Source organism: Pyrolobus fumarii 1A, assembly GCF_000223395.1.
Lineage (GTDB): Archaea > Thermoproteota > Thermoprotei_A > Sulfolobales > Pyrodictiaceae > Pyrolobus > Pyrolobus fumarii.
On sequence record NC_015931.1, the window covers coordinates 1,124,332 to 1,146,698 of the forward strand.

Consider the following 22,367-nt stretch of genomic DNA (forward strand, 5'->3'; position numbering starts at 1 on the left):
GCCCTCCGCCCAGCTGGCGGCTTCTTCCGTTGCTAACGTCGTCTGGACGTGTGGCTAGAGATGTTCGCGGGTAACTCGCTTGGAGTATTGACCTGGCCCTCTGGCCTTTAAGAGCTTGAGACTCGCAGGTGGCAAAATACGAGTTTATTTTTCCGTGGAGGCGCATGGCACGGGACGAGCCGTCATCTGCGCGTGACGCTGGGCTGTTACTTTTCAGGCTCGACTACGATTACGTCGATGCCCTTGGCTATGTTGACTAGCTTGGAGGTGACGCTGCCTAGGAGTTTCACTGCGAGGCCGCGTCCCCTCCTACCGACGACTATCGCGCTGCAACCCTTGCCCTTCGCGACGTCGAGGAGGCTTTCGGCTGGGTCGCCCTCGACGACCATGGTCTCTATCTCGACGTTATACCTTCCGCGTATGTCCTCGGCCAGCTTGTCTAGACCCTCCCGCACCGCCTCGAGTACCTGCTGGGAGGGTACGGGCTCTGGTAGGAGGAACTCGCCGAGGAGGATGGAGGGCGTGGGCACCACAGTAACTATGACCAGCTTGGCGCCGAGCTTCTCCGCGAGCATTGCCGCCTTCTCAACCGCCTTCTTCGCGGCGTCGCTACCGTCGAAACCCGCGACTATACACGTGTACAAGGCCTCGTGCCCCTAGGATAACCCACGCCTAGACGTTAAACACCTTGTGACGGGGCGTGGCTACCACTAGCTGAGCCGCTGTGATAGTCGCGCCGTTCATCACTCCTTCGTGTCTCGTGGCTCCGGGTGTCACCGCGTCCTAGCCGGGCTGATTGGCGGAGCGGGGGAGCAGAGCTAGGGGGATAGGGATGCCCGTGATGCTCGTTGTTTTCGACCCGGATGGGCTCCCTGTTGACGTGCGTGGCGCTGAGCTGCTAGACCCGGAGCTTGTAGCGGCTATAGGGGCTACCCTCTGGAGGGTGTCTGGTGAGATTGGGGAGAGCCTAGGGTCTAGGGTTGACCGTGTGAGTCTACGCGCCGGGCCCCTGCACCTTGAGCTCAAGTTCGGCGTGGATGCCGGCTATGCGGTCGTGATAGACGAGGTGGCTGCGGGTCTAGTTGGGCTCCCGGAGGATGACGCAGCGGAGCCCCTCAGCGCCTAGACCGCTCCCGCTTTTACAAGCCGCTCTTCCTCCTCGTCACCCCGGGGCGCAGCCTCTTGACTACAAGAGCACGCGACATTATGTCCACAAGCCTCGTGACCGCTAGACCAGAGGAGCCCGTACGCGAGGTTGTCAAGAGGATGGTGGAGCATAGCGTGGGTAGCGTGCTCATAGTGGATGATGAGGGTAGGCTAGCCGGGATATTCACCGAGCGCGACCTAGCCAGGCTAGTTGCACGCGGCGCCAGCCTCGAGGAGCCCGTGAGCAAGTACATGTCGAGGAGCCCAGTCACAGCTTCACCCGACGAGCCCCTCGCCAAGATAGCCACCAAGATGATAGAGCATTGGCTCCGTCACATACCGGTGGTCGACGAGCAGGGTAGGCCCCTAGGAGTGATAAGCATACGTGACGTACTACGCGTAATAGCCTCGTTCGAGTCCTTCCCCTAACGTCTACCCACGCACACCTCCTTACACACGATGATGCGTTTTCACAGTGTCGCGCCGACATGTTTTCGGTGCGACGAGCTAGGCTTCGCTCCAAAGGCTCTCAGCCTCTTTAACGAGCTGCGGCCAGAGTAGAGTGAAGTCCACCACAGCGTGGTGACTATCCAGATGTCTCACGGGCTCTTCTTGACCCTCTACCCTCCCCGCCACGACCAGATAGTGGTTCACGGGTGACTGGAGGCCCGTGTACGTCGCCAGCCTCTCCAGCCTCTCGAGGAGCCGGGCTGCATCCCTAGAGTCTATGCTTAGCTTCACCTCGATGAATGTCGTGGATGACCCCGGGTCACGCACAACCATGTCTATCTCCATGTCTTTCTTCCACCACGGCCCGTGTTCAACCGGGGGCGTTGGTATAACCCCGGCCACGTGTAGCTCTGGAAGCAGCTCCTCAACAACTTGCTGGAGTATAGGGCCTAGCAGCCTCTCCCTCACGAGCCTAGATGCTATCTCTACCGCTCTTGCTGTGTAACCAGCCTCTACGAGGCTCTGCACGCGGGGTGTCACGGTGAACCAGTAGCGGAAGAAGGGGTCGCGAATGTAGAGTCTCGATCCTCTCTTTGAGCCTAGGGGCGTTCTCCTCTCCAGTATATCCAGTTGCTCTAGGGTAGAGATGTAGTGGTGCACCGTCCTCGGGTCAACCCCGGCTGCCTGCGCAGCCTCGCTTGGCGTTACGCGGCCCTCCGCGACAGCTCGTAGGAGTGAGAGGTATGTGCGCGGCTCTCTAAGCTCCTGGCGTAGAAGGTCGAGGGGTTCGGTAAGCAGCGGGTGGCCCGGCTCGAGCACCCGCTCTAGTAGCTCCTCTAGGCTCCGGGCGCCGCGCGCGTGGGATGCGTAAGCCGGTGTGCCCCCGAGCACCGAGTACATTGCGAGCTCCTCTAGAGGATCGCTCGCATCACGGTAGAAGCCGTGAGCTTCGATAAGCCTCATCGGGCGTAGACGGATAACCCTACTCCTGCGCCCGAAGAGAGGCGCCCGATATCCTAGCAGCTTTTTCTCGAAGAACGAGACGGCTGAGCCACAGAGGATGAGCATCAGCTTAGACTCGGATAGCACACTGTCTATGCTCCTCTGTAGCCTCGAGGGTAGGCTAGGGTCAGCCTCAACCATATACTGGAACTCGTCGAGGACAACAACAAGCCTCTCGTGTAGAGCGGCTAGCCTCTCCAACGCCTCCACGAGGTCAATAGGCACATAGATCCCAAGCTGCTCGCCAACAGCAGCGGCGAACTCGGAGTAGAGGTCATCCGCGGGAAGCTCGGCAGCCACGTAGTAGACACCACGCTTGCCCCTCATGAAGCGGCGGAGTAGGGCCGTCTTCCCAACCCTCCTCCTACCATAGACTACCACGAGAGAGAAACGACCAGAGGCCCACTCCGACTCTAGCATGTTAAGCTCGACGCGCCTATCGAGGAACAAGCGTAGCTACCCACGCGTATCCCGGTACGCGTACCTAGATACGCGTATCCACATACGCTATCAGCACGGAACACCCGAGAAGCGAAAAACCGTCATCCCCGAGTGCCGCACGCCAGCCCCAGCCCATGGTGCTACATGTTCACAGTGGCTAGGTGCCTGTGCCCAGGCGGTTGCGGGCGGCGTGTGCTGTCAGGCTTATTCGTCGTGGTTTGGGGGTCCTTAGCATCCCGGGAAGGAGAGGTAATGTGTTGTGACCGGCAGGGTGTTTGTGACGCGCTTTGACCTGGAGGTGTTGCTGGAGGCTCTGGTTGAGGCTGAGAGGCTGAGGCCGGCTCAGTACGCGAGGCGGCGTGTGTTCGCCCGGAGGGGGGTGGCTGGCGGCAAGGCGAGGTTCCTGGCAGCGATACTGGCTAGCATCTGGAGGATGGCTGGGCTTCTAGACGAGAGCCTCGGGGCTGCCGGCATTGACGTCTCTATGTTGGACGAGAGGGGTAGGAGCGAGGCTAGGCTGACAGCCTACCTCCTACTGAGGGAGGAGAGGTGCGCGAGAGACGAGAGGTGTGTGCGGCTTCTCGAGGAGCTTGGTGGTGTGGCAGCGAGGGTTGTTGAGGCGTGGAGGGCTGGGCGTCTGGAGCTTGACGAGGAGCTGCTAGAGTACCTGGTGCCACGGTGGCTCCTTGAACGGGTGAAGAGTCTCCTCCCGGGCGAGTGGCGGGAGCTACTCCGGGCTTTCAATAGCGCTCCGCCGGTCTCGCTCCGCGTCAACACCCTCAAGGCTAGCTACGACCGCGTGTGGCTCATTCTCGAGGAGGAGGGTAGGGAGCCGAGGCGCTCCAGGTGGGCCCCCGAGTGGGGTGTTATCGTCGGCAACCCGAGGGATCTCCACGAGTCTAGGGTGATACGCCACGCGCTCGCCTACCCCCAGGATGAGGCCAGCATAGTGGCGTCTCTCGTCCTCGACCCGAAGCCCGGCGAGCTAGTCTTCGACCTGACGGCCGCGCCGGGCGGGAAGACCCTCCACATGGCCGCCCTGATGGGCAACCGTGGGAGGATAGTCGCGATCGACGTCTCTAGGCTCAAGGCTAGGCTCCTAGAGAGGAACGTGGAGAGGCACGGGGCGAGGATAGTGGAGGTTCGCGTGATGGACGCTAGGGAGGCGCCGCGCGTCTACGGCGAGAGCGTGGCGGATCGCGTGATGCTGGACGCGCCGTGCACGAGCAGCGGGACGCTGGCAAGGAACCCGGACCTCCGCTGGAGGATCACACCCGAGGAGGTGTACAAGATGCATAGGCTCCAGGTTGAGCTCCTAGAGGCCGCGGTTAGGCTTGCAAAACCAGGCGCCCGTATACTCTACGCGACGTGCAGCATCTTCCCCGAGGAGGGCGAGGAGGTCGTAAAGAAGATCCTAGAGAGGAGGAGTGACGTCGAGGTGGTGCCCCTCGAGGCTCCATTCGACCCGAGCCCCTGGCTAAGGGGCGCAATGAGAGCCTGGCCGCACCGCCACGGCACCATAGGCTTCTTCTACGCGCTCCTGGAGAAGACCAGGCGGTGAGACGCGGAGCACAGACCCGCGAATCCAATTGCCTCCCTCGCGGCACTGTTATACGGTGAAACGCCGGCTTTACTAGTCAAGCACGATGCTTACGGGAGGTAGTTGAGCAAGGCCCTAGCTTGTAACTTTATGCCTTGCTCACACATACTGAGCAACTTCTTACAAAGCACCCTGTCGGCAATAACTAACACTTAATGTAGGGTGTTGACGGGATGTCGCGTACCGGCCTCGCACTACTAGTAGGCATCATAATTGGCATCGGATTGATGCTCGGGTACACCTACCGCTGGGGCCAACCAACCCCAACAACCATCACGACAACCACCGAGAGCAGCATGACGCCGCATGGCCCCGGCCCACAGGGTCCACAGACGGGAGCAACCAGCGAGACGACCACCCCAATGGGGAGGCATGGTGGACCAGGAGGGCCGATGAGGGGCACAGCGGGTCCAGGCAGGGCACCATCCGACATGGGTATGGAGGTTCCGAGCACGTGCCTCGACGTTGGTAACGGGCAGCCCCCAGGCCACAACATAATGTGGCTCTTCAATAACCACGACGTGTTCCGTTACAAGCTGCTAGAGTTCCCGGAGAACAAGACACTCGTCTGGATAATCACCGCGCCCAGCCACGACGCCCTAGAAGTGCTAGTCAGCCACATCGAGCAGATGGAGTGTATCGTCGAGCACGGAGGCCAGCCGAGGCCGCACGACCCGCTCTTCAGGGTGGACGCGGCTATCACAAGCAAGTATGTTGACACGAAGATAGTCTGGCTTAACGACACGGCAGTCAAGATAATCAAGGTGGCCAAGAACGACTGCGCCTTCGAGGTCATAAAGCTACACGCGCAGGTTGTGAAGGGCTTCTTCGAGACCGGTAGGCTCGAGGCTATGAAGATACACGAGGTGCCACCCGAGGCCCTCCAGCTCTGCGCACCCTACCTCAACACCACCAGCGGGTAAGAAACAGCTACACAAACTCCACGCAACTAAACCCGTTTTTACGCCCCAGGGGCTCCACCCTCGTTCTACTCCAGCTCCACATTCCTGGTTTTCACGCCCCTCACGCGCTTATACAGAAACGATACACTTAGGAGCGTGTTGAGGGCGCTCTTGAACAAGTAAAGTTTTCCCGTTTCAAGCTTCTTGAGTATCTGTATCCCGTGGGGCTATGGCTTGACTCTACTAGAGGCTATTCGCCTACCTCGCAGCATTGCCCAACGCCTCCGTATTGAGGCCGAGAAGCAGGGTATGAGTCTAGAAGAGTACCTCGTGGAGCTTGCCACGCGGGACCTGGATCCGCCGGAGAGGGCGCGGGAATACATCGAGACAGCACGGGCGCTCCTGGAGCAGGCTCGCGAGGAGCTAGAGAGGGGCGACGTGAGACAGGCTGCGGAGAAAGCCTGGGGCGCGGCGGCACTAGCGGTAAAGGCCTACGCAGCCTGGAGGGAGGGAAGGCGGCTCACCAGCCACGGTGAGCTCTGGGAGTATACACTGGTGTTGCGCAAGGAGCTTGGAAAGTGGGTTAGTAGCGCATGGAACGCCGGTAACAGCATGCACACCTGCTTCTACGAAGGATGGTGCGAAAGGGAGCACGTGGAGGACGCGATAGAGGAGATAGAGAGGCTAGTAAAAACAGTCGAAGAGAAGATCAAAAAGACCCATACGGAAACATGACTGAGATAGTATTGATGTATATACGGGCATGCTCCTACAAGAAGCTGAAACTAACAAAAAAAAAAAAAAAAAAAAAAACAAAAAAAAAAAAAAAAAGACGTGATCTTGTCCAGGCGCAAGGGTGTGTATACAGAGTTGAGAGAAAAGGACGATTGATTAGTTAGCTGTGTGTTAGAGCTTGCCTAGCTCTCGGAGCTTAGCCTCGACTAGATCCGGAACTTCTGTTGGTACTCTTGCCACCGGTATCCCGGCCTCCTGTAGCACCCTCGCCTTCTCCTCGGCTGTGCCGCTCGACCCCATGACTATGGCTCCGGCGTGACCCATCCTCTTTCCTGGCGGCGCGTTGCGGCCCGCGACGTAGGCTACCAGCGGCTTCTGTATCTCGCCCCGCTTGTAGGCCTCTGCCAGCCTCTCCTCCTGGTCGCCGCCGATCTCGCCTATGACTACGACTAGGTCGGTTTGCGGGTCGTCGTTGAAGAGCTTGACAGCCTCGACGAGGTCAGTGCCGATTATTGGGTCGCCGCCGACGCCGATCACGGTCGACTGGCCGATGCCGCGCTCGGATAGCATGGCGGCTATCTCGTAGGTGAGCGTGCCGCTCCTCGAGACTATGCCGACGTTGCCCGGCTTGAAGTACTGGTGTGGCATTATCCCTAGCTTCGCCTCGCCGGGGGTTATGACCCCGGGGCAGTTGGGGCCTATGACGCGGACGCCGCGGCTCCTAGCGTAGTTTATCGCGCGGAGCGAGTCGTGTATCGGGATGCCCTCGGTTATCACGACTATGAGCTTGATCCCCGCGTCCACAGCCTCTATGATCGCGTCGGCGGCGCCCGGGGCAGGCACGAATATGATGCTCGAGTTTATCTCGGGGTGTTCCCTTACAGCCTCCTCGACGCTGTCATACACCGGGACTCCGTGTACGTTCTCCCCGCCCTTGCCGGGCGTCACGCCCGCCACTATCCTGGTACCATACTCGAGCATTAGCTTCGTGTGGAAGCTGCCGTATCGCCCCGTGATACCCTGGACGAGGGCGACCGTACCCTTACCCACGAGCACGGGCATTCACGCCTCACCCCCAGCCTCCTTCGCGAGCCTCACGGCCTCGCGTACGGCCTCATCCATCCTCTGGTACACCTTGAATCCCTTCTCCTCGAGGATACGCCTACCCTCCTCCTCCATGGTGCCCACGAGCCTCGCCACCAGCGGCTTCCTCACACCAGACTCCTCATAAGCAGCGACGATACCGTGCGCCACCTCGTCCACGCGAGTAATGCCGCCGAAGACGTTCACTAGTATGACCTTGACCTTTGGGTGGCGGAGGAGGAGCGTAACAGCCCTCTTGACCTTGTCGCGGCGCGCGCCGCCGCCGATATCGAGGAAGTTCGCGGGCCTACCGCCGTAATGGTATATCATGTCGAGAGTTGCCATCGTGAGGCCAGCGCCGTTGCCAATTACACCGATGTCGCCGTCCAGCTCGACGTACGCGAGGCCGTAGAAGTGGGCTATCCTCTCCAGGCCGCGTAGCTCATACTCGCGGAGCTTCTCGAACTCCGGGTGCCTATACACCGCGTTATCGTCGACCACCATCCTGAAGTCGAGCGCCACAATCCTCCCGTCCTCGGTGATGGCCAACGGGTTGGACTCGACGAGCTCCGCGTCATACTCGATCAGCATCTTGTACATGGCTTTGGCTATCTCCTCGAACTGGCGGAGAAGCTGCCCGGATAGCCCGATGTTCTTGGCGATCTTCCTGACCTGGTAGCCCTTGAGCCCGACGAACGGGTCGATATCCAGCCTCTTGATCGCCCATGGTTTCTTCGCGGCTATCTCCTCTATCTCCATGCCACCCTCGCTGCTAGCCAGCATCGTTATCGTCCTGTTGCTTCTGTTGACTATGAAGGAGAGGTAGAGCTCCTGCTTGTGCGGCACAGCCTCCTCGACTAGCACAGAGTAGACCGGGTACCCCTTGATCTCCGAGCCGAGCATCTTAAGGGCTATCTCGTAGGCCTCATCCTCACTCTTTGCCAGCTTTACGCCACCGGCCTTACCCCTGCCTGCCACCGGCACCTGCGCCTTGATAACCACCGGGAGGCCGAGGTGGTGTATAGCGTCGATTACCTCCTCGGGGCGCGTAGCCAGCCTACCCTCTGGTATCGGTATGCCGTACTCACGCGCTATCCTCTTCGCCTCGAACTCGACTATGTTCAAACGCGGGCTCCCCCCAGGAGCGTGAACGAGTAAGCCCCACGTTAAACCAGTAGAACCTAGAGTAAAACATTACGACTCTAGACGCGGGCACAAGAGACGAGCCATAGACACTAGCCTATCATGCCACCCTGGCAACCCGCGGATGACGAAACCACAGTGACAAGCCCCGTGCAACTAGAGTTATGACACGGCCCGCAGGGCAACCACTAGCGAGCCGAGAAGCGCCGCGTGAGAGGCTATGGGTGTTCGGGAGGCGCGAGGGTGAATACACGGCTAGGAGGAGCAGCCAGGCCTACGTTGAGATGCACGCTATCCTACCATGCATAGACCCTGACTCCCTTTGACAACGCGTATTGCACTATCTCCCTGCCTATCCTGGCCCCAGTCAACACCGGTATGACCTCCCTACCCGGGTTGCGCCTAGCCACAATCTCGGCTTTCGCCAGGAGCGCCCCAACATCGGCATGCTTGGGTTGAACCTTGACCTCCACCACGTATACGCGCTTCTCTGTGACTATTAGAAGGTCGATATCCTCTGTATCGATGCGCGCGTTCCTCTCCCAACTGAGGAGGCGGTCACCCGACGCAGCAACCTCCTGCACAATGATATCTAGAGTGAACTTGCTGTAGGTGCTTTCGGCGAGAGCACCGAGAGTATCAGATAGCCTCGCAACGCCCCCTCTAGGCTCCTAACTCTCCCCTGCATATCGCTAATCATGTCCTGCAAGCTCTTAACCTCCTCCCTCAAGTTCCCCGTCTCGCTCTTCAACCCTCCAATCTCCTCCCATACCCTCCTAACCTCCTTCCTCGTCCCCCCAATCTCTTCCCTCATCTTCCCAACCTCCTTCCATATTCTCTTGATCTCCTCCCATATCCTCCTAGTCTCGTCTCGCAACGCGCGAATCTCCTCCTGCACCGCCTGGAACCTCTTCTCGAACTCCACCCTCATCCTGCGCAACTCCTCCAACAGCTCCTCGAACCTCTTGTCGTGCACCTCAAGCCGCTCTAGTATCTCGAGCATGCCGAGCTCGGCAGCCACGATCCTCCTGAACTCCGGGTCTCTGCGGATAAGCTCCAGGAGGCGGCGCTTCAGCTCCTCATCGCTTATGCCGGCTGTCACCCTGTCGCACCCTAGAGTGAATCGTGGCCGCCCAGCCTCCTAAATAGCGTTGAGAGCACTCGAAGCTCTTGAAGGCGAATGTAGCGTCTTAACCGCCGCCCACGAGTTTCTGGATGGCTGTGCGGTAGACGGGGGTCTGCCAGGCGAGCCTCTGGCCGATGCCGAGCCTGGGGTCGATGGACGGCGGCTCGTCAACCCAGAGCCACTCGCTCCTCTCGGCGGGTATCTCGGCGACCAGGTTGAGCCCGACAAGCCTCTCGAGCAGGGCGGGTCTCTGTAGTACAAGCTTCTCGCCCCTAACCGGGTCGGCGGCGAAGACGCGAAGGGCCTCCAGGTCCTCGGGGTTAAGGCTTGTTACGAGTCTCTCCAGCATCCTAGACTCGGTGACGAACTGGACGAGACACTCCATGCTCCAGTCTAGCTCGTAGAGCATCCGGAGTATACGCCCGTTGCCACCAGTCACTAGCCACGCTTCCTCAGCGTCTAGCCCCCGTTCTGGTAGCTGCTCGTAGAGCCTCTGGAACCCCCTGCGCGACAGGTTCCACATCGCGTAGGTTAGGACCCAGTTGTGCCTAGCAAGCCTCCATCGCGATAAACCCTCGCTACTGGCCATGAGCACCACCATACGCTCGTATTCGCCCGGAGGGTACTCCAAGAGCTCCAATAGGCTCTTTGCAAGTCCCTCAACACGTTCGAGACCAACTGCTTGGAACACATCGTCGAGTATCACAGCGAGGCGTGCACCACGAAGCCTTCTAAGCGAGTAAGCCACTAGCTCGGAAACAGCCTCAACCAGACCAGCAGCGTCGACACCCGCCAGCCGCTCGAGTAGTGCCCCTGCAACCCTCTTCACACCTTCAGACACGCGGAGTCTCTCGGCAACGGGGCTCTCCAAGGGCCTCAGCATGACGACCTCATAGCCCTCCTCTTCGAACACCTTCTCTGCGCATAGGAGGAGGGCAGTCTTGCCGCAACCCTCCGGCCCGTATATCACGATAGGCAGGCTGGCGCCGCGAGCAGCTAGACGCCGTAGTCACTCGACACCCCGCTCTCTATCCACGAAAGACACGCCAACGCCAGGCGTGAAGACGAGCCTCAAACCGCTACACGAATCTAGTGGCATACACTGCCATCCTCGGTTATTATCGCCGCCTCATGGTGCTTAAAGCGCTGGGTTAGCCCCCCGGCAACCCGGCTGGCTAGGCTGGTTCTTCAAGGTTGGAGCGTCGTTGCTAACGCTGGGGTTGCTTGTGGAGATCTTCGAGTACCGGTACGCTGGCCTCGTGTTGACCGGGTGGGATGTCGAGAGGGTGCTATCCGCGTGCCCGCGCGGGGAGGCCCTGGTCGAGAACCGGTCGAGAACCGCCCGCGTAGAGTGCAACGGGGACACCATCTGCGTTGACAGCGTGTGCTTCGAGAGGCCTGTGGAGCGTCTCGAGCCCGGCATGCTCTACTGGGTGTGGCGTGGCTCCCTACGCCCCGTCGAGGCGCGCGACGGGGGCTACCTCCGGCTCAGGGCGCCGGGGGACGGCGTAACGACAACCCTAGAGATAGACGGTGTGCACATGCATCGTGTGGAGGGTGTCGACCCCTGGACGGACACGCTGAGCAAGGTGAGAGCCGCGAGGGTGAGGAGGGGCGACGTGGTGCTCGACACCTGCATGGGCCTGGGTTACACGGCGATAGCGTCGGTGCTGCGGGGCGCGAGGAGGGTGGATACCTTCGAGGTGGACGAGAGGGTGATATGGGCGGCTGAGCGTAACCCCCACAGCCGCCTCCTAGACGCCCCCAACATCCACATCTTCCACGGTGACGTCACCGAGGCGGTGAGGAGGCTACCCGACGAGGAGTACACAGTCGTGATACACGACCCGCCCAGGTTCTCGAGGAGCACCGGCGACCTATACAGCCTCGAGTTCTACCAGGAGCTCTACAGGGTGCTGCGGCTCGGCGGCCGCCTCTTCCATTACACGGGGAGACCCCACGGCGGGAGGATACTCCAGGGGATAGCACGCAGGCTGCAACAAGCCGGCTTCGTGAGGGTGAGGTGGGTAGAGGAGGCACAGGGCTTCATAGCCGTAAAGCCACGCTAACCCACCATGCGAAACCACCCAGTCAAAACTAGACCGGGTGGTCAAACCGCCGCTGTACACCCCCGACACGAGTAAACCAAACGCTCAAACAAGGTCTGACCAAGTGGTCAAACAAGCGCCAGTCTATAACCTGGTGTAAGGCGGTGATAGGAGTGCATCGGGGGATGCGGAGGGTTAAAAGCGGCGAACCGCGGCTCCGTGAACGCCGCGGGATGCGCAAAGCCAGGCTGCCGACCCCTCCCCTCCACACCAGAGACTAGGCAATCACCACGTTCTACACGCAGCAAGACGGACAGTCAGGGAATCCAACCATACACTACACGAGACGCACCAAACAATGAGGTATGATACGGCACGTGATGGGAGGAGACCAGGAGTGTGACAGGTGTAGGAGGAAGTCGGGAGAGAAGCGTGCCGGGTTGAGGAGGAGTGTGGCGGGGGGTGGTGTGCGGGGGCGCGGGGCGCGGGCGGGGCTTGGGCGGGGGTGGTGCCTCTCCACCCGGGGTCATCGAGGCGGGGGAGTGTCACCTGTGAGCGGCTACGTGCTCCACGTGGACCGGGTTGACTATGTCCTCGTAAGCGTCCTCTAGCCTGTGGACCTTGGCCTTCAGCTTCCTAACCTCCTCTTGCATCTCGAACAGCTGGCTCTCCAGGTCGACGAGGCGGTCCTCGAAGCTCTGCCTCATCTTCTCGAGCATCACCTGTATCTCCATCAGCTTCTCTAGCACAGCCTCATCGACCCTACCCTGCCTCCTCGCAACCCTAGCCTCCACCCTCTCCCCATCCTCGCCCTCAGCCACCCTCCTCGCCGGCTCCGCCTCGACACCCTCCTCGGCCTTCATAGCCTCCAGCCCCTCTAGTATGAAGAGCCTCACTAGCTCCGACACCCTCATGCCGCGCTTCGCTGCCAGTCGCTTCAGCTCGCTGTGTATATGGTCCGGCAGGTAGACGTGTATCGTTGGCATACTGGCTTCAATCCTCCGCTTTAGAGAGTGAGACATAGGGCCTACTATTAAGGGGATCGGATTTCAGTCCGCCGTGTACAGTAGTCGGATGGTAATACACCGCTCGCGGTAATCCTATCCCAGGGCTTCGCCCCTAGTGACACCCGGCGCGGGGCGCGGGCGGGGGATAGGAGATGAGAGTAGTCACATTCAAGGTGGATGAGGAGCTACTCGAGAAGTTGGACACATACGCCAGGCTAAAGGGCATAACCCGCAGCGAGGCAATCAGAAGGGCCATTGAGAAGTTATTGAGAGAAGAGGAGCCGAGGATCGCGCCAACCCCCAAGATAATCAGGATATACGGCTAGCCGCGACCCAACCCAGTTTTTAAACTAGTAGGAAGGCGGGGGAGGAAACCCGCCCCATTCTCCCGCCTACTACAGCCCACCTCGTCGCCTACCATAGCTGCTTGTTCTCTCCGCCCGGGTTGCATTGCACCAGCTTTTATCGCTGTGCGAGTCGCGCCTGTGGAGTTATACTGCAGCGCGTCGCCTACCAGCCCTATACTGGTGTGACGTGTGCGCGTGGTTAGCCTCTCGCCACCCGTGACGGATGCACTCGTCGCTATCGGAGCCTCTGATGAGATTGTTGGGGTCTCGGTATACTGTAGGCCCTATGCGCCGAGCCACGCAGAGGTGGTCGGGACGCCTGGCGGTGTGCGCGTCGATAGGCTCCGAGACCTGAACCCCGACGTTGTGTTCACAAGTGGTGTGAGCCAAGAGAGGCTAGCCTCGAGGCTCCGGGAGGCGGGTTTCCGCGTTGTCCACCTGCCAGCGCCGCGGAGCCTCCACGGTATAGCCGAGATAGTGTGGGTCATCGGCGCCTACGTGGGCCGGGTGTTTGAAGCTGCTAGGCTGGCATCGGAGCTCGTTTCCGGGATAGAAGGGCTTCGAGGTGCAGCGCCACCCGCCCGCATAGCCTACCTCGCGAACCTCGGCGAGATACTGGCTCCCGGGGCTCTTAGCCACGCTGGCCACGCGCTGACTCATATAGGCGTGCGCCACCCCTACGAGGCCACCCCGCTAGACTGGGTGAAGCCGACACCCCGTGAGGTGCGCCTCTACAACCCGCAGATGTTGGCCTACGAGGCTAGGCCCGGCGAGACGCCGGAGGACGCGAGAAAGAACCTCCAGAGGCAGATGCTGCTAGACGATAGGCTCTTGAGGCGCACGAGGCTGGTGATACTCGAGCCGGGTACACTCACGCACTACGGGCCCAGGATAGCCGAGAACCTACAGAAGCTGGTGAAGCAACTCCAGGACACATGAACCCCGTCTGCACAGCTACCGTCTAGTAACGTTGACCAGTCTTATCACGAGCATGTCCCCCTTGACGCTCGACGTGGATGTCACGCCCAGGCTTAGGCTGATGAAGGAGGGCAGCACCTCCCCCAAGTGGATGAGCAGTATGCCATCAGCGTCTATCGCTATCTCGTGCAGCAGACCGTCGATATAGGTCGCGTTTAGTATATCGGCGTTGACCCATAGCCAGTAGCAGCCGCCGCCCAGCCTCAACACGTAGGTCTCGCTTATCGCGGTGGAACAGTCACTCCCCTCAACCTCCCTAATGACGTCTATCTCGCCGTCGCCCAGGTAGAGCTTCTCAAGGAGACTAGTGTTCACCGGGAGTATGACGAGCGTATCATTCTCCTCATAGTAAATGTAGTGCCTTATGAATGGCGGGAGGTTCTCCCACTCCCGGAGCCTATCGAGAATGCCACGCATCTCCTCGGGCGTTACGTTACCCGCCACTCTCGTCAATAGGGGTATCCCGCGCAGACCAATACCCGGGTGCGTGACAGGCTCAACAACTGCTACACTCTCGTTCACCCAATGCACGAATATCATGTCCGCAGCTCCACAGCCATACTCACGGAGATACACGCGAGGAATCAGCGAGTAGAGCAGCAGGGCGTCCCGCCTAACCGGCAGCATGAAGACAAAGTGGCCCAGTGGCCTCCCATCCGGCGTATACGCAAAACCCCGCTCATAAACAACTATGGTGGTTGTCAAGTTGAGAGTATCGAACTTAGCCGTACGAACCTCGATCGTCCCGTTGCAAGACGTATTGGTGACGCCGCATAGCCTCTGCTTGATAGTCCTCCATTCACACCCCTCGCACGGAGGCAACCTATCCACGCCCGGCATGCACCTCGCAACACCATCACGCAGCACGAGCGTAACGTTAAACACCCTCTTCCCAAGCGTACCGCCTACCTCGCCACGAACAACTATGCTCATGCCACCAGCGCGGATCCTACACGAGTAGAGCAGTAGGCCGCGGATCTCGCGAGGACTAGCAGCGTAAAACTCCATTATCCTGTCCCCGAGCCACACTACATCAAAGACACTATACCCTCCACCATCAACGATCACATCATAAACCAGGATTATGCCACGTTCGCCACCCTCACCAGGCCAGAAGACCACACCAACACTAGACGACAACACCACTAACAGTGCAACAGCCAGTACCACCAGAAGAATAATCAGCACTAACATACCCCGAGGCATACACATTGACACCCAGTTAGAACAAAACATGCAGCGTAATTAACGCTACCGTATTGTATGTGTTTTGTTCTCTGAATACATGCTTCCAAGTCAAGACCAACAACCACGCCGAGCAAACAACCACTTACGGCTGTGCCCTCCCATACATGTTTTACTATTACCGCGATGCTCCAGGTCCAACCTCACATTTACGCGGATATTTTCGGCACAAGCATCTTATTGAGCCGAGGATGGCAGAAATAGCTTCTATTCGAGTTATAACTGAACACTAGTATAGCTAACGTAGCGGACCTTTTCATGTCCACGTCTATCCTTCTGAGCTGTTGACGGAATGAATGTGTTACTGTTCATCATAGACGTGGACATGGACGTGGTAAGGGCTAGTTTGGGTGCTTGTCGAGTTATCGTAGTGAAGGGTCCTAGAGCCGTTATCCTACCCTTAATCTCTCTTCGTGAGGCATGACCCATTTCCCTCCGGGCCAGTCAACCTCCACGAAGTACGACCTGACTGTTAACCCCGTCTCCACGGTGAACCTCAGTACCACTTCCATCGTGCCGTTCAGCACTGGTATCCGCCTCTCGGCTACCGTCTTGTCCGGGAGTAGCCTCCTATCCTGCCTGACCTTCACCACGACGTCGTGCGCGTAGCCGCTGAGCCTTACCACCACGGTTACGGTCTCCCCCTCTGTTGCAGTGCCGCAGGGTACACCTCCGCAGAGCCACTCAACGCTCTCGATGTGGACTATGGGGTTGCCAGAGTAGCCGGGTGCTATGCCAAGCTTCCGCTCAATACTCTCAACTACGCTCTTAACAGGCTTCATAGCCTTGGCTACAACCTCGCCAACCGGCACCCTGCGCTCAAAGTAGACTACCATGCTTATGGGTAGCTTGGCACCGAGGAGGGTTAGCGGCACCACAGCCTCGCCCCTCAACACGATGTAGTTGGCCTCTTCGCTCGACGAGGCCGCTAATGCCTCGAGGAGCTTGACTCCGTTGACATTCAGCCTTATCGGGAGTAGCTCCCAGCCGCCAGCCTTGACACAAGCGCCATGCTCCGAGCGGAAGGTGCCAATAACCTCACCACCAAGCATGATAACACCATGCACCTCATCAATGCAGAGCATCACCGGTAGAGGCGCGCGAGGCGACACGTTAAGATAGACGGTGAACTCCGCGCTGCCACCCTTCAAGAGCCCAACCAGGCCCGTAACCAGGCCCTTGACGTCAGCAACCTGGATGCCACCCTCCTCTAGGCTGGAGGCAGCAACTTGCACAGCGTACCCATAGACGCCCAGGAGTATCACAGCAAGCACAACGATAGACGTTACTACCTTCGCCACCCTACCCATATCCCCACCCCACGCATATACATACACGCATAATCAACTAAAAATACCTTAACCAGACTCTATGCGCAACCTACTCGACCCAACCAACCGCCTAGAACAGGCTACGCTAGCCAATACCCCAGACAAGACAATCATATACACAGAGAGCAACAGTATAACACACGACGTGCTACTAGACGCCATTCCCTGCTACACATGGGTGGGTAGCGGAGCCTGCACTGTCAGCGGCTACCTCTGCGGTGGTAGATCCTGGAAACAAGACTAGGCGGCGTGTCCAATCACTTTAGTGGCTGGGGTTTCCCCATACCCCTCTTTGGGTATGTGGTTGTGCGTGGCTGCCGTCTTATTGCGAGGAGCCTGGAAGTGCAAGGTTTCAAGAGCCTGCGTGACGTGAGGATCGAACTGATGCCTGGGATTAACGTTGTTGTAGGTCCAAACGCATCGGGAAAGAGTAACATTGTTGATCTTTTTCTGTTCCTCCGGAAGGCTCTCTATGATGAACTCGGACGTGTGCCTTATGCTCCTCACCTGCCTTGGGGTGACCCGAGGAACCTCACCTGGGAGACGAGCGGACTGCCGGTACGTGTCGCGATAGAGTACGAGCTGGTACTCGAGAAAGACGTGCGTCAGACTGTCATATATGAGGTCGTGTTCGGCCTTGAGGAGGGTGCGACCCTAAAGCCTATAGAGGAGTACATCCGCGTCCCGGTGCTTAATGCTGCACTGCTGCGGCGAGGTAGAAGGATAGACGTCTATCTCAGCAGGCGTTGGGGTAGAATAGAGCAGCTCGGAACCATGATGAAAAAAGCCGCTACTCTACTCGGTGCGGCGGAACTTGAGATACGGTGCGATGCACGCGGTTGCTACGCGGGCGCTACAGTCGAAAAAGAGTTCACCAGCATCTTTCAACTCGTCCCGATAACCTACGAGCCGTTGTTCGAGGCACTAAGCGACGTGATTAGAGAGTTTAGAGACCTGACTCGCCGCCTTAGTATCCGGTTTTACCGTAGCCTATCTATGGGCCTAGTCCTACCCTGGCCCCGCATCTTAAACCCGTGCTTAGAGCTAAACCGCTTACTACTGGTTATCCGCTCGTTCTTCGCCCGTATAGTGGCGTTACGCCTCATAGACTATTACCGTGCTAAGTGGCCACATAGGCCGAGCGTACGCGATAGGCTCGAGCCAGATGCTAGCAACCTAGCAGAGGTTATCTATACGCTGCTTAATGATCCGGAGAAGAGAGGCAAGCTCGAGAGTGTCGTCAGGAGTCTTTTCCCGTGGCTAAGGTTTAGTGTGGAGTTCGATGCTTACGGCAACATAGTCTTAAAGTTCTATGAGGAGAGGGGCGGACGCCTGCTAGAGTTACATCCAGCCATGGTTCCCGAGGGAGTAATAAAGCTACTCACAGTGATGACCGGAATCCTCCTAGAACCAAGTATCCTCGTCATTGACGAGATAGAGGACAGTATGCATGCACGCATGATAGAACGATTGTTCGATGAACTCCGAGGTTTAGAGACCCCCGTCATTCTCACAACACACTCGCCAGTGATAGTCGACCTGGCAGGCCCCGAGCGCCTCATAGTATTGAGGAGAGGCAGTGATGGCGCTACAATCGCGGAGAGAGTAAGAGAGCCACAGAAGCTCCGCAAGATGCTCGAGGAGGAGGGCGTAACTCTAGGCTACTATTATCTTCACGCTCTGCCAGAGGAGGACACGGCATGAGCAAAACTATACGCATCTTTACACTAGTCGAAGATTCTAGGGGTCAACTAGCAATACACACCATCGTAAAGAGGCTAATTGACTGTACCAGTCTAGTCTGCAACTGCAGGCTAGCACACCGCGTAGAGATGGCAAGAGCCCAGAAGTTCAAAGGCCCATGCAACCAAAGCTCCAGAATGCAAGTCAAGAGTCTAAAGGTACAAGCCAAGATGCGTGACAGAATACCATTGATACTAGTTTTCATCGACACTGATGTTTACAGGGATTACGATGAGATGGTTGAAAGGGTTTGCATGCATACCCGCGAGGAGTGTGAAAGCGGCCTGCTCTACGTTATACCCGTCGAGCATAACCTAGAGCACCTGCTATGCAGGATAATGGTTGCTACCAACACTGTAACCGGAAGCTGCAGAGACCCCGAAGGCACACTCTCAAGGCTCCTAGGCCACAAGTACGAGAAGACGTTTGCAGATAGACTAGCTCCACGCCTCGAAAGGAGCCTATCCGACTGTAAGGTAGTAGCAAGCCTCGCTAACAACATCAAGACATTACACGCCATCGCCGACGTGCTATGCAAACTACTATGCAGCGAAAGCAACACATGAAACAGTCGTTAAGCGGTAGTCAAAAACAATGCTAGTACAGTGCTCTTCGTCGAGAAGGGACACCCGCATCACAACGCTTCTTATTACCTCATTACTTGTAACCTCTTATCTCCTAGAGGGTGTTGTGCATGGAGACTGCTGCCAGTATCCTCTTATTCATTATGGGCTTGTTCCTAGTGCTCCTTGTGTTCCCGGTTGCATTTTACGCTAGCGCAGCGCTCGGCTACCTACTGGGCCTCGTCGCACTCGGGATAGGCGCCTACCTGATATTCAAACGCGGTGGCAGAATCCTGCCAGCGGTTCTCGGCGTGATGCTCAGCGCCGCAGCGATCATAGCCTTAGGGGGTACAGCCCTGATACACATGAGCGTCTACGTAGCCAAGGAGGCTGTTGAGGAAGCTGCCGAGATGCTCCAGAACACCACTAGGACGAGAAGCCTGTCTGGCGTCGTCGGAGAGAGCCTCCAGGTGAACGACTGGGCCATAAAAGTCGAGGAGGTGAGGGAGACAACAAGCATACTATACGACTCTACCCTGTACAAGGCGAAACCGGGCTACAAGATAGTAGTAGTGCGGCTGAGGGTAGAGAACACCGGCGGCGACGTGAAACACCTAACCGAGCTATGGGGGTATACCCTCGTCACCAACAGCAACAAGAGTTATGACAGCATATACCCGTTAGAGCTAGAACTCGTCTGGAACCTCACACCCAAGGACAAGGCAGAAGCTATAAAAGTCAAGCAAGTAAGCGGGGCAACTACACTGCCGCCAGGAGCACACACCGAGTACGACATACTATTCCAGATACCCAGCAACGAGAACCCCCAGAAACTAGTAATCAGGATTGGGTTCGTAGGCGGGTACCTCGTTACGATAAAGCTAACGAGGTAAGACATGTGCAACGTGCCAGTCTTTTACTAGCTACGTGTTAGCCTCGTCATACCTGGAGCCGTTGTGAGAACCTATACGTGATCTACGGGACGGCTTTGAGTCGAGGTACTCTCTTGAAGTCCTCGTCGAAGGTGAGGATGATGTTTATGCCATAGCGTTTACACGTTAAAGCTATGATTGCGTCGCTCGGTAGGAGTCTTAGACGATTAGCAGTTTCTACCGCATCGTGTGCTCCACATTCTCTACTAAAACCTCTACCTCAAGGTCTTCCAGCAGTCCACGTATACTGTCAACAATGAGCCTGGGGTATCCTCTATCCGCTATTAGTCTCCGTAGGCTGTAAGGGCCTCTAGCCCCCGTAACCTGGTAGTATTTCCTTGTGGCGACGTAGAGTAGCTCGTTTACCACGGTTAGGCTCGTGTAGAACTCTATATCCTCATAGTCTTCTAGGAGCCTTCGTGCTGTTCGGGTCAAGCGGGTCTCGAACAATATGTTGTAGAATGTGTTGGTGTCTATGAACACGCCGTTCACTGCGCCTGAGCCTCCTCCTCCTCGTACCTTTTCAACTCCTCGATGCTAGCTCTACTAAACACCCCGACATACTTGTCGAGAACCTCTCACTCTACGCTTACGTATGAAGACTATCAGCTCCTCACACTCCTCCAGATCCAGCTTCTCAAGAGGCTTCAACACACCCTTCTCGTACCACACACGTACAACTTTAGACAACCTCCTCAACCCCGAGCATACACGAGGTTCTCAAGACCCTAGTATTTTTACCCATACCTTGGATGGTTGAAAAGGAGATGTAAATTACTACGTCCCTCGAGGGATAGAAGGCGTGGCGCCGTGAGGCCCGAGTCTCTGGCTAGTATGATCCCCCAGGCTTGTCGTCATCCCGATCAGCTCTTGGTCATTGATATCCCTTACACTTATATTTTGTAGACGAACAGCATCTACGCCGTTCTTCTTTAAGAGCATCACCAGCCTCTCGGGTATATTCTCGTCGGCTAGAAGCCTCAGCAACTACCATAACCCCTCTCAACGTCTCGTATGTGAACCTTGGGGCCTCGTAGACCGCCTCCAACGGTATCTTAAGTTCCTTGGCAATCTCCTTAGGCTCCCAGCCAGCCTCAAGCATCTCGAGTATATCGTCAACAAACACACTTGTCTCTCACAGTAGGCTTGCCGCCACGCCGATCCGTGACCGCTTCAAGCCACTTACATCTCAGGCAAGACCCACCCTGAGGCAATATCTCTAGACGAAAAGGTGTTACCCATAGCAAGGATAGACAAGGGTTGATTGCACTCCCACTCCAGGGTAGCGCTCTGCAGTACTCCACGGGAAGCCTATCTCTCACTACCGCTCCTCTCTTCCTCTCTCTGGGCGCCAGCGAGCAGCTTGTACAACTCGTCTATCCTCCTGTTAGTCTCGTCGATGCGTCTGTTCGTCTCCTCGATCTTCCTGCTAAGCTCGTCCCGCATCCTGTCCATCCTACTGCTTAGCTCGCTATACACCTCCTCGATTTTCCTACTCAGCTCGCTGCGCACCTCATCTATCTTCCTCGCGAGGCCCTCATAGACCCTGCTGATCTTCTCGCTCAGCTCGTCGTGAACCTTATCTATCCTCCTGTTCACCTCGTCTATGCGCTTGTTAAGCCCGTCGATTCTCTCGTTGATCCTCTCGTTCAACTCGTTTATCCTTTTATTCGTCTCATCTATACGCTTGTTCACCTCGTCTATCCTCTTGTTTGTCTCGTTGATCCTCCTGTTTAGCTCGTCGTGAACCCGGTCAATCCTCCTGTTCGTCTCGTCTATACGCCTATGGACGAGCATAATCTGCTCGAGGATCTCCCTCCTAGACTCCCGGACCTCGTTGTAAACCAGGTCGAGCATCAGGAGCATGATCTCCTCGGGAGCAAGCCTCTTCCCACTCCTCACCTTCTCCAGTATAACCCTAGAAGCCTCCGCCAAGACACTAGCCAGGAGATCACTAGACACAGCACAACACCATAGTCAGATGCTAATCACCCACCCAAATGGGTTAAGATGCGTGAAGAGCCCCGAGTCCAAAAGCCGCCACACCTCATAGCCGATATTATAGCCGGTATTCGCAACACTACCCCCGCAAGCCACGGTTACCGCATCAACCTCTCCACCTCCCCACCGGGCTCGCCATCCGGAGGCTCAACGCCAAACCTACCCCCAGCAACCTCCCCCGAGCCGCAACGAGGACCTTCGCACATCAAGCTCCTTCAAGAGCCCATCCCATCCACGCCACGAGTGATTCTCAACGCAGCGGCAATCATAGTCTTGGAGACGGTCTTGTTGCACACTAACATCTATGTAGCCAAGGGTGACCCATTAACGCTGGTAGTACTGGTAGAGCAGTTGTAGCCACGCATACGATATGGTTACCCATGCATGATTGCCATTGTTTAGCTCGTGAGTAGCCTGGAGAATAGGGGTGGAGTAGGACAACTAGAGTCAACCGCACCGAAGCTAGGAGGCCTATGATATGATACACCTTGTGAGGCTGCACATGTGGACCTGAAGCGTGCCTATGTACTCATGTAGTATAGTA

At 57.5% G+C, this 22,367-nt stretch carries 27 protein-coding genes and 1 pseudogene; 12 read left to right on the plus strand and 16 right to left on the minus strand.

What is annotated here, in order from left to right; translation table 11 throughout:
• Positions 1-206: 206 nt before the first annotated feature.
• The gene (locus PYRFU_RS05935; RefSeq protein ID WP_014026746.1) at positions 207-644 is read right to left on the minus strand and encodes a universal stress protein; all 438 of its coding nucleotides are present in this window, start codon (positions 642-644) and stop codon (positions 207-209) included.
• Positions 645-832: 188 nt separating this feature from the next.
• On the opposite strand from PYRFU_RS05935, the gene PYRFU_RS05940 reads away from it, so the two are divergent.
• Entirely contained in the window at positions 833-1,126 is a 294-nt protein-coding gene (locus PYRFU_RS05940) for a hypothetical protein (protein WP_014026747.1), read from the plus strand.
• 56 nt (positions 1,127-1,182) lie between these two features.
• Positions 1,183-1,575, plus strand: coding sequence for a CBS domain-containing protein (locus tag PYRFU_RS05945; protein WP_052296952.1), 393 nt, complete (start codon positions 1,183-1,185; stop codon positions 1,573-1,575).
• 78 nt (positions 1,576-1,653) lie between these two features.
• On the opposite strand, the gene PYRFU_RS05950 is transcribed toward PYRFU_RS05945, so the two are convergent.
• On the minus strand, positions 1,654-3,048 hold the full coding sequence (locus tag PYRFU_RS05950) for an ATP-binding protein (RefSeq protein WP_014026749.1): 1,395 nt from the start codon (positions 3,046-3,048) through the stop codon (positions 1,654-1,656).
• 250 nt (positions 3,049-3,298) lie between these two features.
• On the opposite strand from PYRFU_RS05950, the gene PYRFU_RS05955 reads away from it, so the two are divergent.
• From PYRFU_RS05955 to PYRFU_RS05965, 3 genes are all read left to right on the plus strand, one after another.
• Positions 3,299-4,600 carry an RsmB/NOP family class I SAM-dependent RNA methyltransferase gene (locus PYRFU_RS05955; RefSeq protein ID WP_014026750.1) on the plus strand — a complete coding sequence of 434 codons (1,302 nt, stop codon included), beginning with the start codon at positions 3,299-3,301 and terminating at the stop codon, positions 4,598-4,600.
• A gap of 212 nt (positions 4,601-4,812) precedes the next feature.
• Positions 4,813-5,562, plus strand: coding sequence for a hypothetical protein (locus PYRFU_RS05960; RefSeq protein WP_014026751.1), 750 nt, complete (start codon positions 4,813-4,815; stop codon positions 5,560-5,562).
• A gap of 213 nt (positions 5,563-5,775) precedes the next feature.
• Positions 5,776-6,276 carry a PaREP1 family protein gene (locus PYRFU_RS05965; protein ID WP_014026752.1) on the plus strand — a complete coding sequence of 167 codons (501 nt, stop codon included), beginning with the start codon at positions 5,776-5,778 and terminating at the stop codon, positions 6,274-6,276.
• A 171-nt stretch (positions 6,277-6,447) separates the two neighbouring features.
• On the opposite strand, the gene sucD is transcribed toward PYRFU_RS05965, so the two are convergent.
• The 5 genes and pseudogenes from sucD to PYRFU_RS05990 all read right to left on the minus strand — a co-directional run.
• Positions 6,448-7,338: a succinate--CoA ligase subunit alpha gene (sucD, locus tag PYRFU_RS05970; RefSeq protein WP_014026754.1), complete on the minus strand. Its 891-nt coding sequence runs from the start codon at positions 7,336-7,338 to the stop codon at positions 6,448-6,450.
• Positions 7,339-8,484, minus strand: coding sequence for an ADP-forming succinate--CoA ligase subunit beta (sucC, locus tag PYRFU_RS05975; RefSeq protein ID WP_014026755.1), 1,146 nt, complete (start codon positions 8,482-8,484; stop codon positions 7,339-7,341).
• 314 nt (positions 8,485-8,798) lie between these two features.
• On the minus strand, positions 8,799-9,086 hold the full coding sequence (locus PYRFU_RS05980; RefSeq protein WP_052296953.1) for a nuclease-related domain-containing protein: 288 nt from the start codon (positions 9,084-9,086) through the stop codon (positions 8,799-8,801).
• Between the two features lie 8 nt (positions 9,087-9,094).
• Positions 9,095-9,604 carry a coiled-coil domain-containing protein gene (locus PYRFU_RS10025; protein WP_014026756.1) on the minus strand — a complete coding sequence of 170 codons (510 nt, stop codon included), beginning with the start codon at positions 9,602-9,604 and terminating at the stop codon, positions 9,095-9,097.
• A gap of 88 nt (positions 9,605-9,692) precedes the next feature.
• Positions 9,693-10,625 (minus strand): annotated as a pseudogene (locus PYRFU_RS05990) (ATP-binding protein); the annotation flags it as partial.
• A 229-nt stretch (positions 10,626-10,854) separates the two neighbouring features.
• Between PYRFU_RS05990 and PYRFU_RS05995 the strand changes: the two are divergent.
• A complete protein-coding gene (locus PYRFU_RS05995; protein ID WP_167827864.1) occupies positions 10,855-11,697 on the plus strand; it encodes an RsmD family RNA methyltransferase in 843 nt (280 codons plus the stop codon).
• A 524-nt stretch (positions 11,698-12,221) separates the two neighbouring features.
• Here the strand turns inward: PYRFU_RS05995 and PYRFU_RS06000 are convergent.
• Positions 12,222-12,698 (minus strand): hypothetical protein, encoded by a 477-nt coding sequence (locus PYRFU_RS06000; RefSeq protein ID WP_048191722.1) that lies wholly within the window; start codon positions 12,696-12,698, stop codon positions 12,222-12,224.
• 137 nt (positions 12,699-12,835) lie between these two features.
• Between PYRFU_RS06000 and ccr1 the strand changes: the two genes are divergently transcribed.
• Positions 12,836-13,009, plus strand: a complete 174-nt coding sequence (gene ccr1 / locus PYRFU_RS10230; protein WP_014026759.1) for an aCcr1 family cell cycle regulator — start codon at positions 12,836-12,838, stop codon at positions 13,007-13,009.
• A gap of 210 nt (positions 13,010-13,219) precedes the next feature.
• The gene (locus tag PYRFU_RS06005) at positions 13,220-13,969 is read left to right on the plus strand and encodes an ABC transporter substrate-binding protein (protein WP_014026760.1); all 750 of its coding nucleotides are present in this window, start codon (positions 13,220-13,222) and stop codon (positions 13,967-13,969) included.
• A 15-nt stretch (positions 13,970-13,984) separates the two neighbouring features.
• Here PYRFU_RS06005 and PYRFU_RS06010 read toward each other — a convergent pair whose 3' ends face one another.
• Both PYRFU_RS06010 and PYRFU_RS06015 read right to left on the minus strand, forming a co-directional pair.
• On the minus strand, positions 13,985-15,196 hold the full coding sequence (locus PYRFU_RS06010; RefSeq protein ID WP_048191725.1) for a hypothetical protein: 1,212 nt from the start codon (positions 15,194-15,196) through the stop codon (positions 13,985-13,987).
• Positions 15,197-15,642: 446 nt separating this feature from the next.
• A complete protein-coding gene (locus tag PYRFU_RS06015; RefSeq protein ID WP_014026763.1) occupies positions 15,643-16,563 on the minus strand; it encodes a hypothetical protein in 921 nt (306 codons plus the stop codon).
• A gap of 327 nt (positions 16,564-16,890) precedes the next feature.
• Here PYRFU_RS06015 and PYRFU_RS06020 point away from each other — a divergent pair, with 327 nt between their 5' ends.
• The 3 genes from PYRFU_RS06020 (at position 16,891) to PYRFU_RS06030 (ending at position 19,783) form a co-directional block, all read left to right on the plus strand.
• Positions 16,891-18,288, plus strand: a complete 1,398-nt coding sequence (locus tag PYRFU_RS06020) for an AAA family ATPase (RefSeq protein ID WP_167827865.1) — start codon at positions 16,891-16,893, stop codon at positions 18,286-18,288.
• Entirely contained in the window at positions 18,285-18,893 is a 609-nt protein-coding gene (locus PYRFU_RS06025; protein ID WP_014026765.1) for a hypothetical protein, read from the plus strand. Before PYRFU_RS06020 ends, PYRFU_RS06025 begins: the two co-directional genes overlap by 4 nt.
• A gap of 128 nt (positions 18,894-19,021) precedes the next feature.
• On the plus strand, positions 19,022-19,783 hold the full coding sequence (locus PYRFU_RS06030; protein ID WP_014026766.1) for a DUF4352 domain-containing protein: 762 nt from the start codon (positions 19,022-19,024) through the stop codon (positions 19,781-19,783).
• Positions 19,784-19,865: 82 nt separating this feature from the next.
• On the opposite strand, the gene PYRFU_RS10680 is transcribed toward PYRFU_RS06030, so the two are convergent.
• The 6 genes from PYRFU_RS10680 to PYRFU_RS06050 all read right to left on the minus strand — a co-directional run bounded on the left by PYRFU_RS10680 (position 19,866) and on the right by PYRFU_RS06050 (position 21,784).
• Complete coding sequence (locus PYRFU_RS10680; protein WP_341871676.1) at positions 19,866-19,961, minus strand: PIN domain-containing protein; 96 nt, start codon at positions 19,959-19,961, stop codon at positions 19,866-19,868.
• A gap of 38 nt (positions 19,962-19,999) precedes the next feature.
• The gene (locus PYRFU_RS06035) at positions 20,000-20,314 is read right to left on the minus strand and encodes a PIN domain-containing protein (protein ID WP_052296955.1); all 315 of its coding nucleotides are present in this window, start codon (positions 20,312-20,314) and stop codon (positions 20,000-20,002) included.
• A 54-nt stretch (positions 20,315-20,368) separates the two neighbouring features.
• A complete protein-coding gene (locus tag PYRFU_RS06040) occupies positions 20,369-20,512 on the minus strand; it encodes an antitoxin AF2212-like protein (protein WP_167827866.1) in 144 nt (47 codons plus the stop codon).
• Positions 20,513-20,599: 87 nt separating this feature from the next.
• Positions 20,600-20,764 carry a hypothetical protein gene (locus PYRFU_RS10750; RefSeq protein WP_167827867.1) on the minus strand — a complete coding sequence of 55 codons (165 nt, stop codon included), beginning with the start codon at positions 20,762-20,764 and terminating at the stop codon, positions 20,600-20,602.
• The gene (locus PYRFU_RS06045; RefSeq protein ID WP_014026768.1) at positions 20,697-20,948 is read right to left on the minus strand and encodes a DUF433 domain-containing protein; all 252 of its coding nucleotides are present in this window, start codon (positions 20,946-20,948) and stop codon (positions 20,697-20,699) included. Before PYRFU_RS06045 ends, PYRFU_RS10750 begins: the two co-directional genes overlap by 68 nt.
• Before the next feature lie 185 nt (positions 20,949-21,133).
• A complete protein-coding gene (locus PYRFU_RS06050) occupies positions 21,134-21,784 on the minus strand; it encodes a coiled-coil domain-containing protein (RefSeq protein WP_048191730.1) in 651 nt (216 codons plus the stop codon).
• 48 nt (positions 21,785-21,832) lie between these two features.
• On the opposite strand from PYRFU_RS06050, the gene PYRFU_RS10505 reads away from it, so the two are divergent.
• On the plus strand, positions 21,833-22,180 hold the full coding sequence (locus tag PYRFU_RS10505; RefSeq protein WP_167827868.1) for a hypothetical protein: 348 nt from the start codon (positions 21,833-21,835) through the stop codon (positions 22,178-22,180).
• Positions 22,181-22,367: the final 187 nt, after the last annotated feature.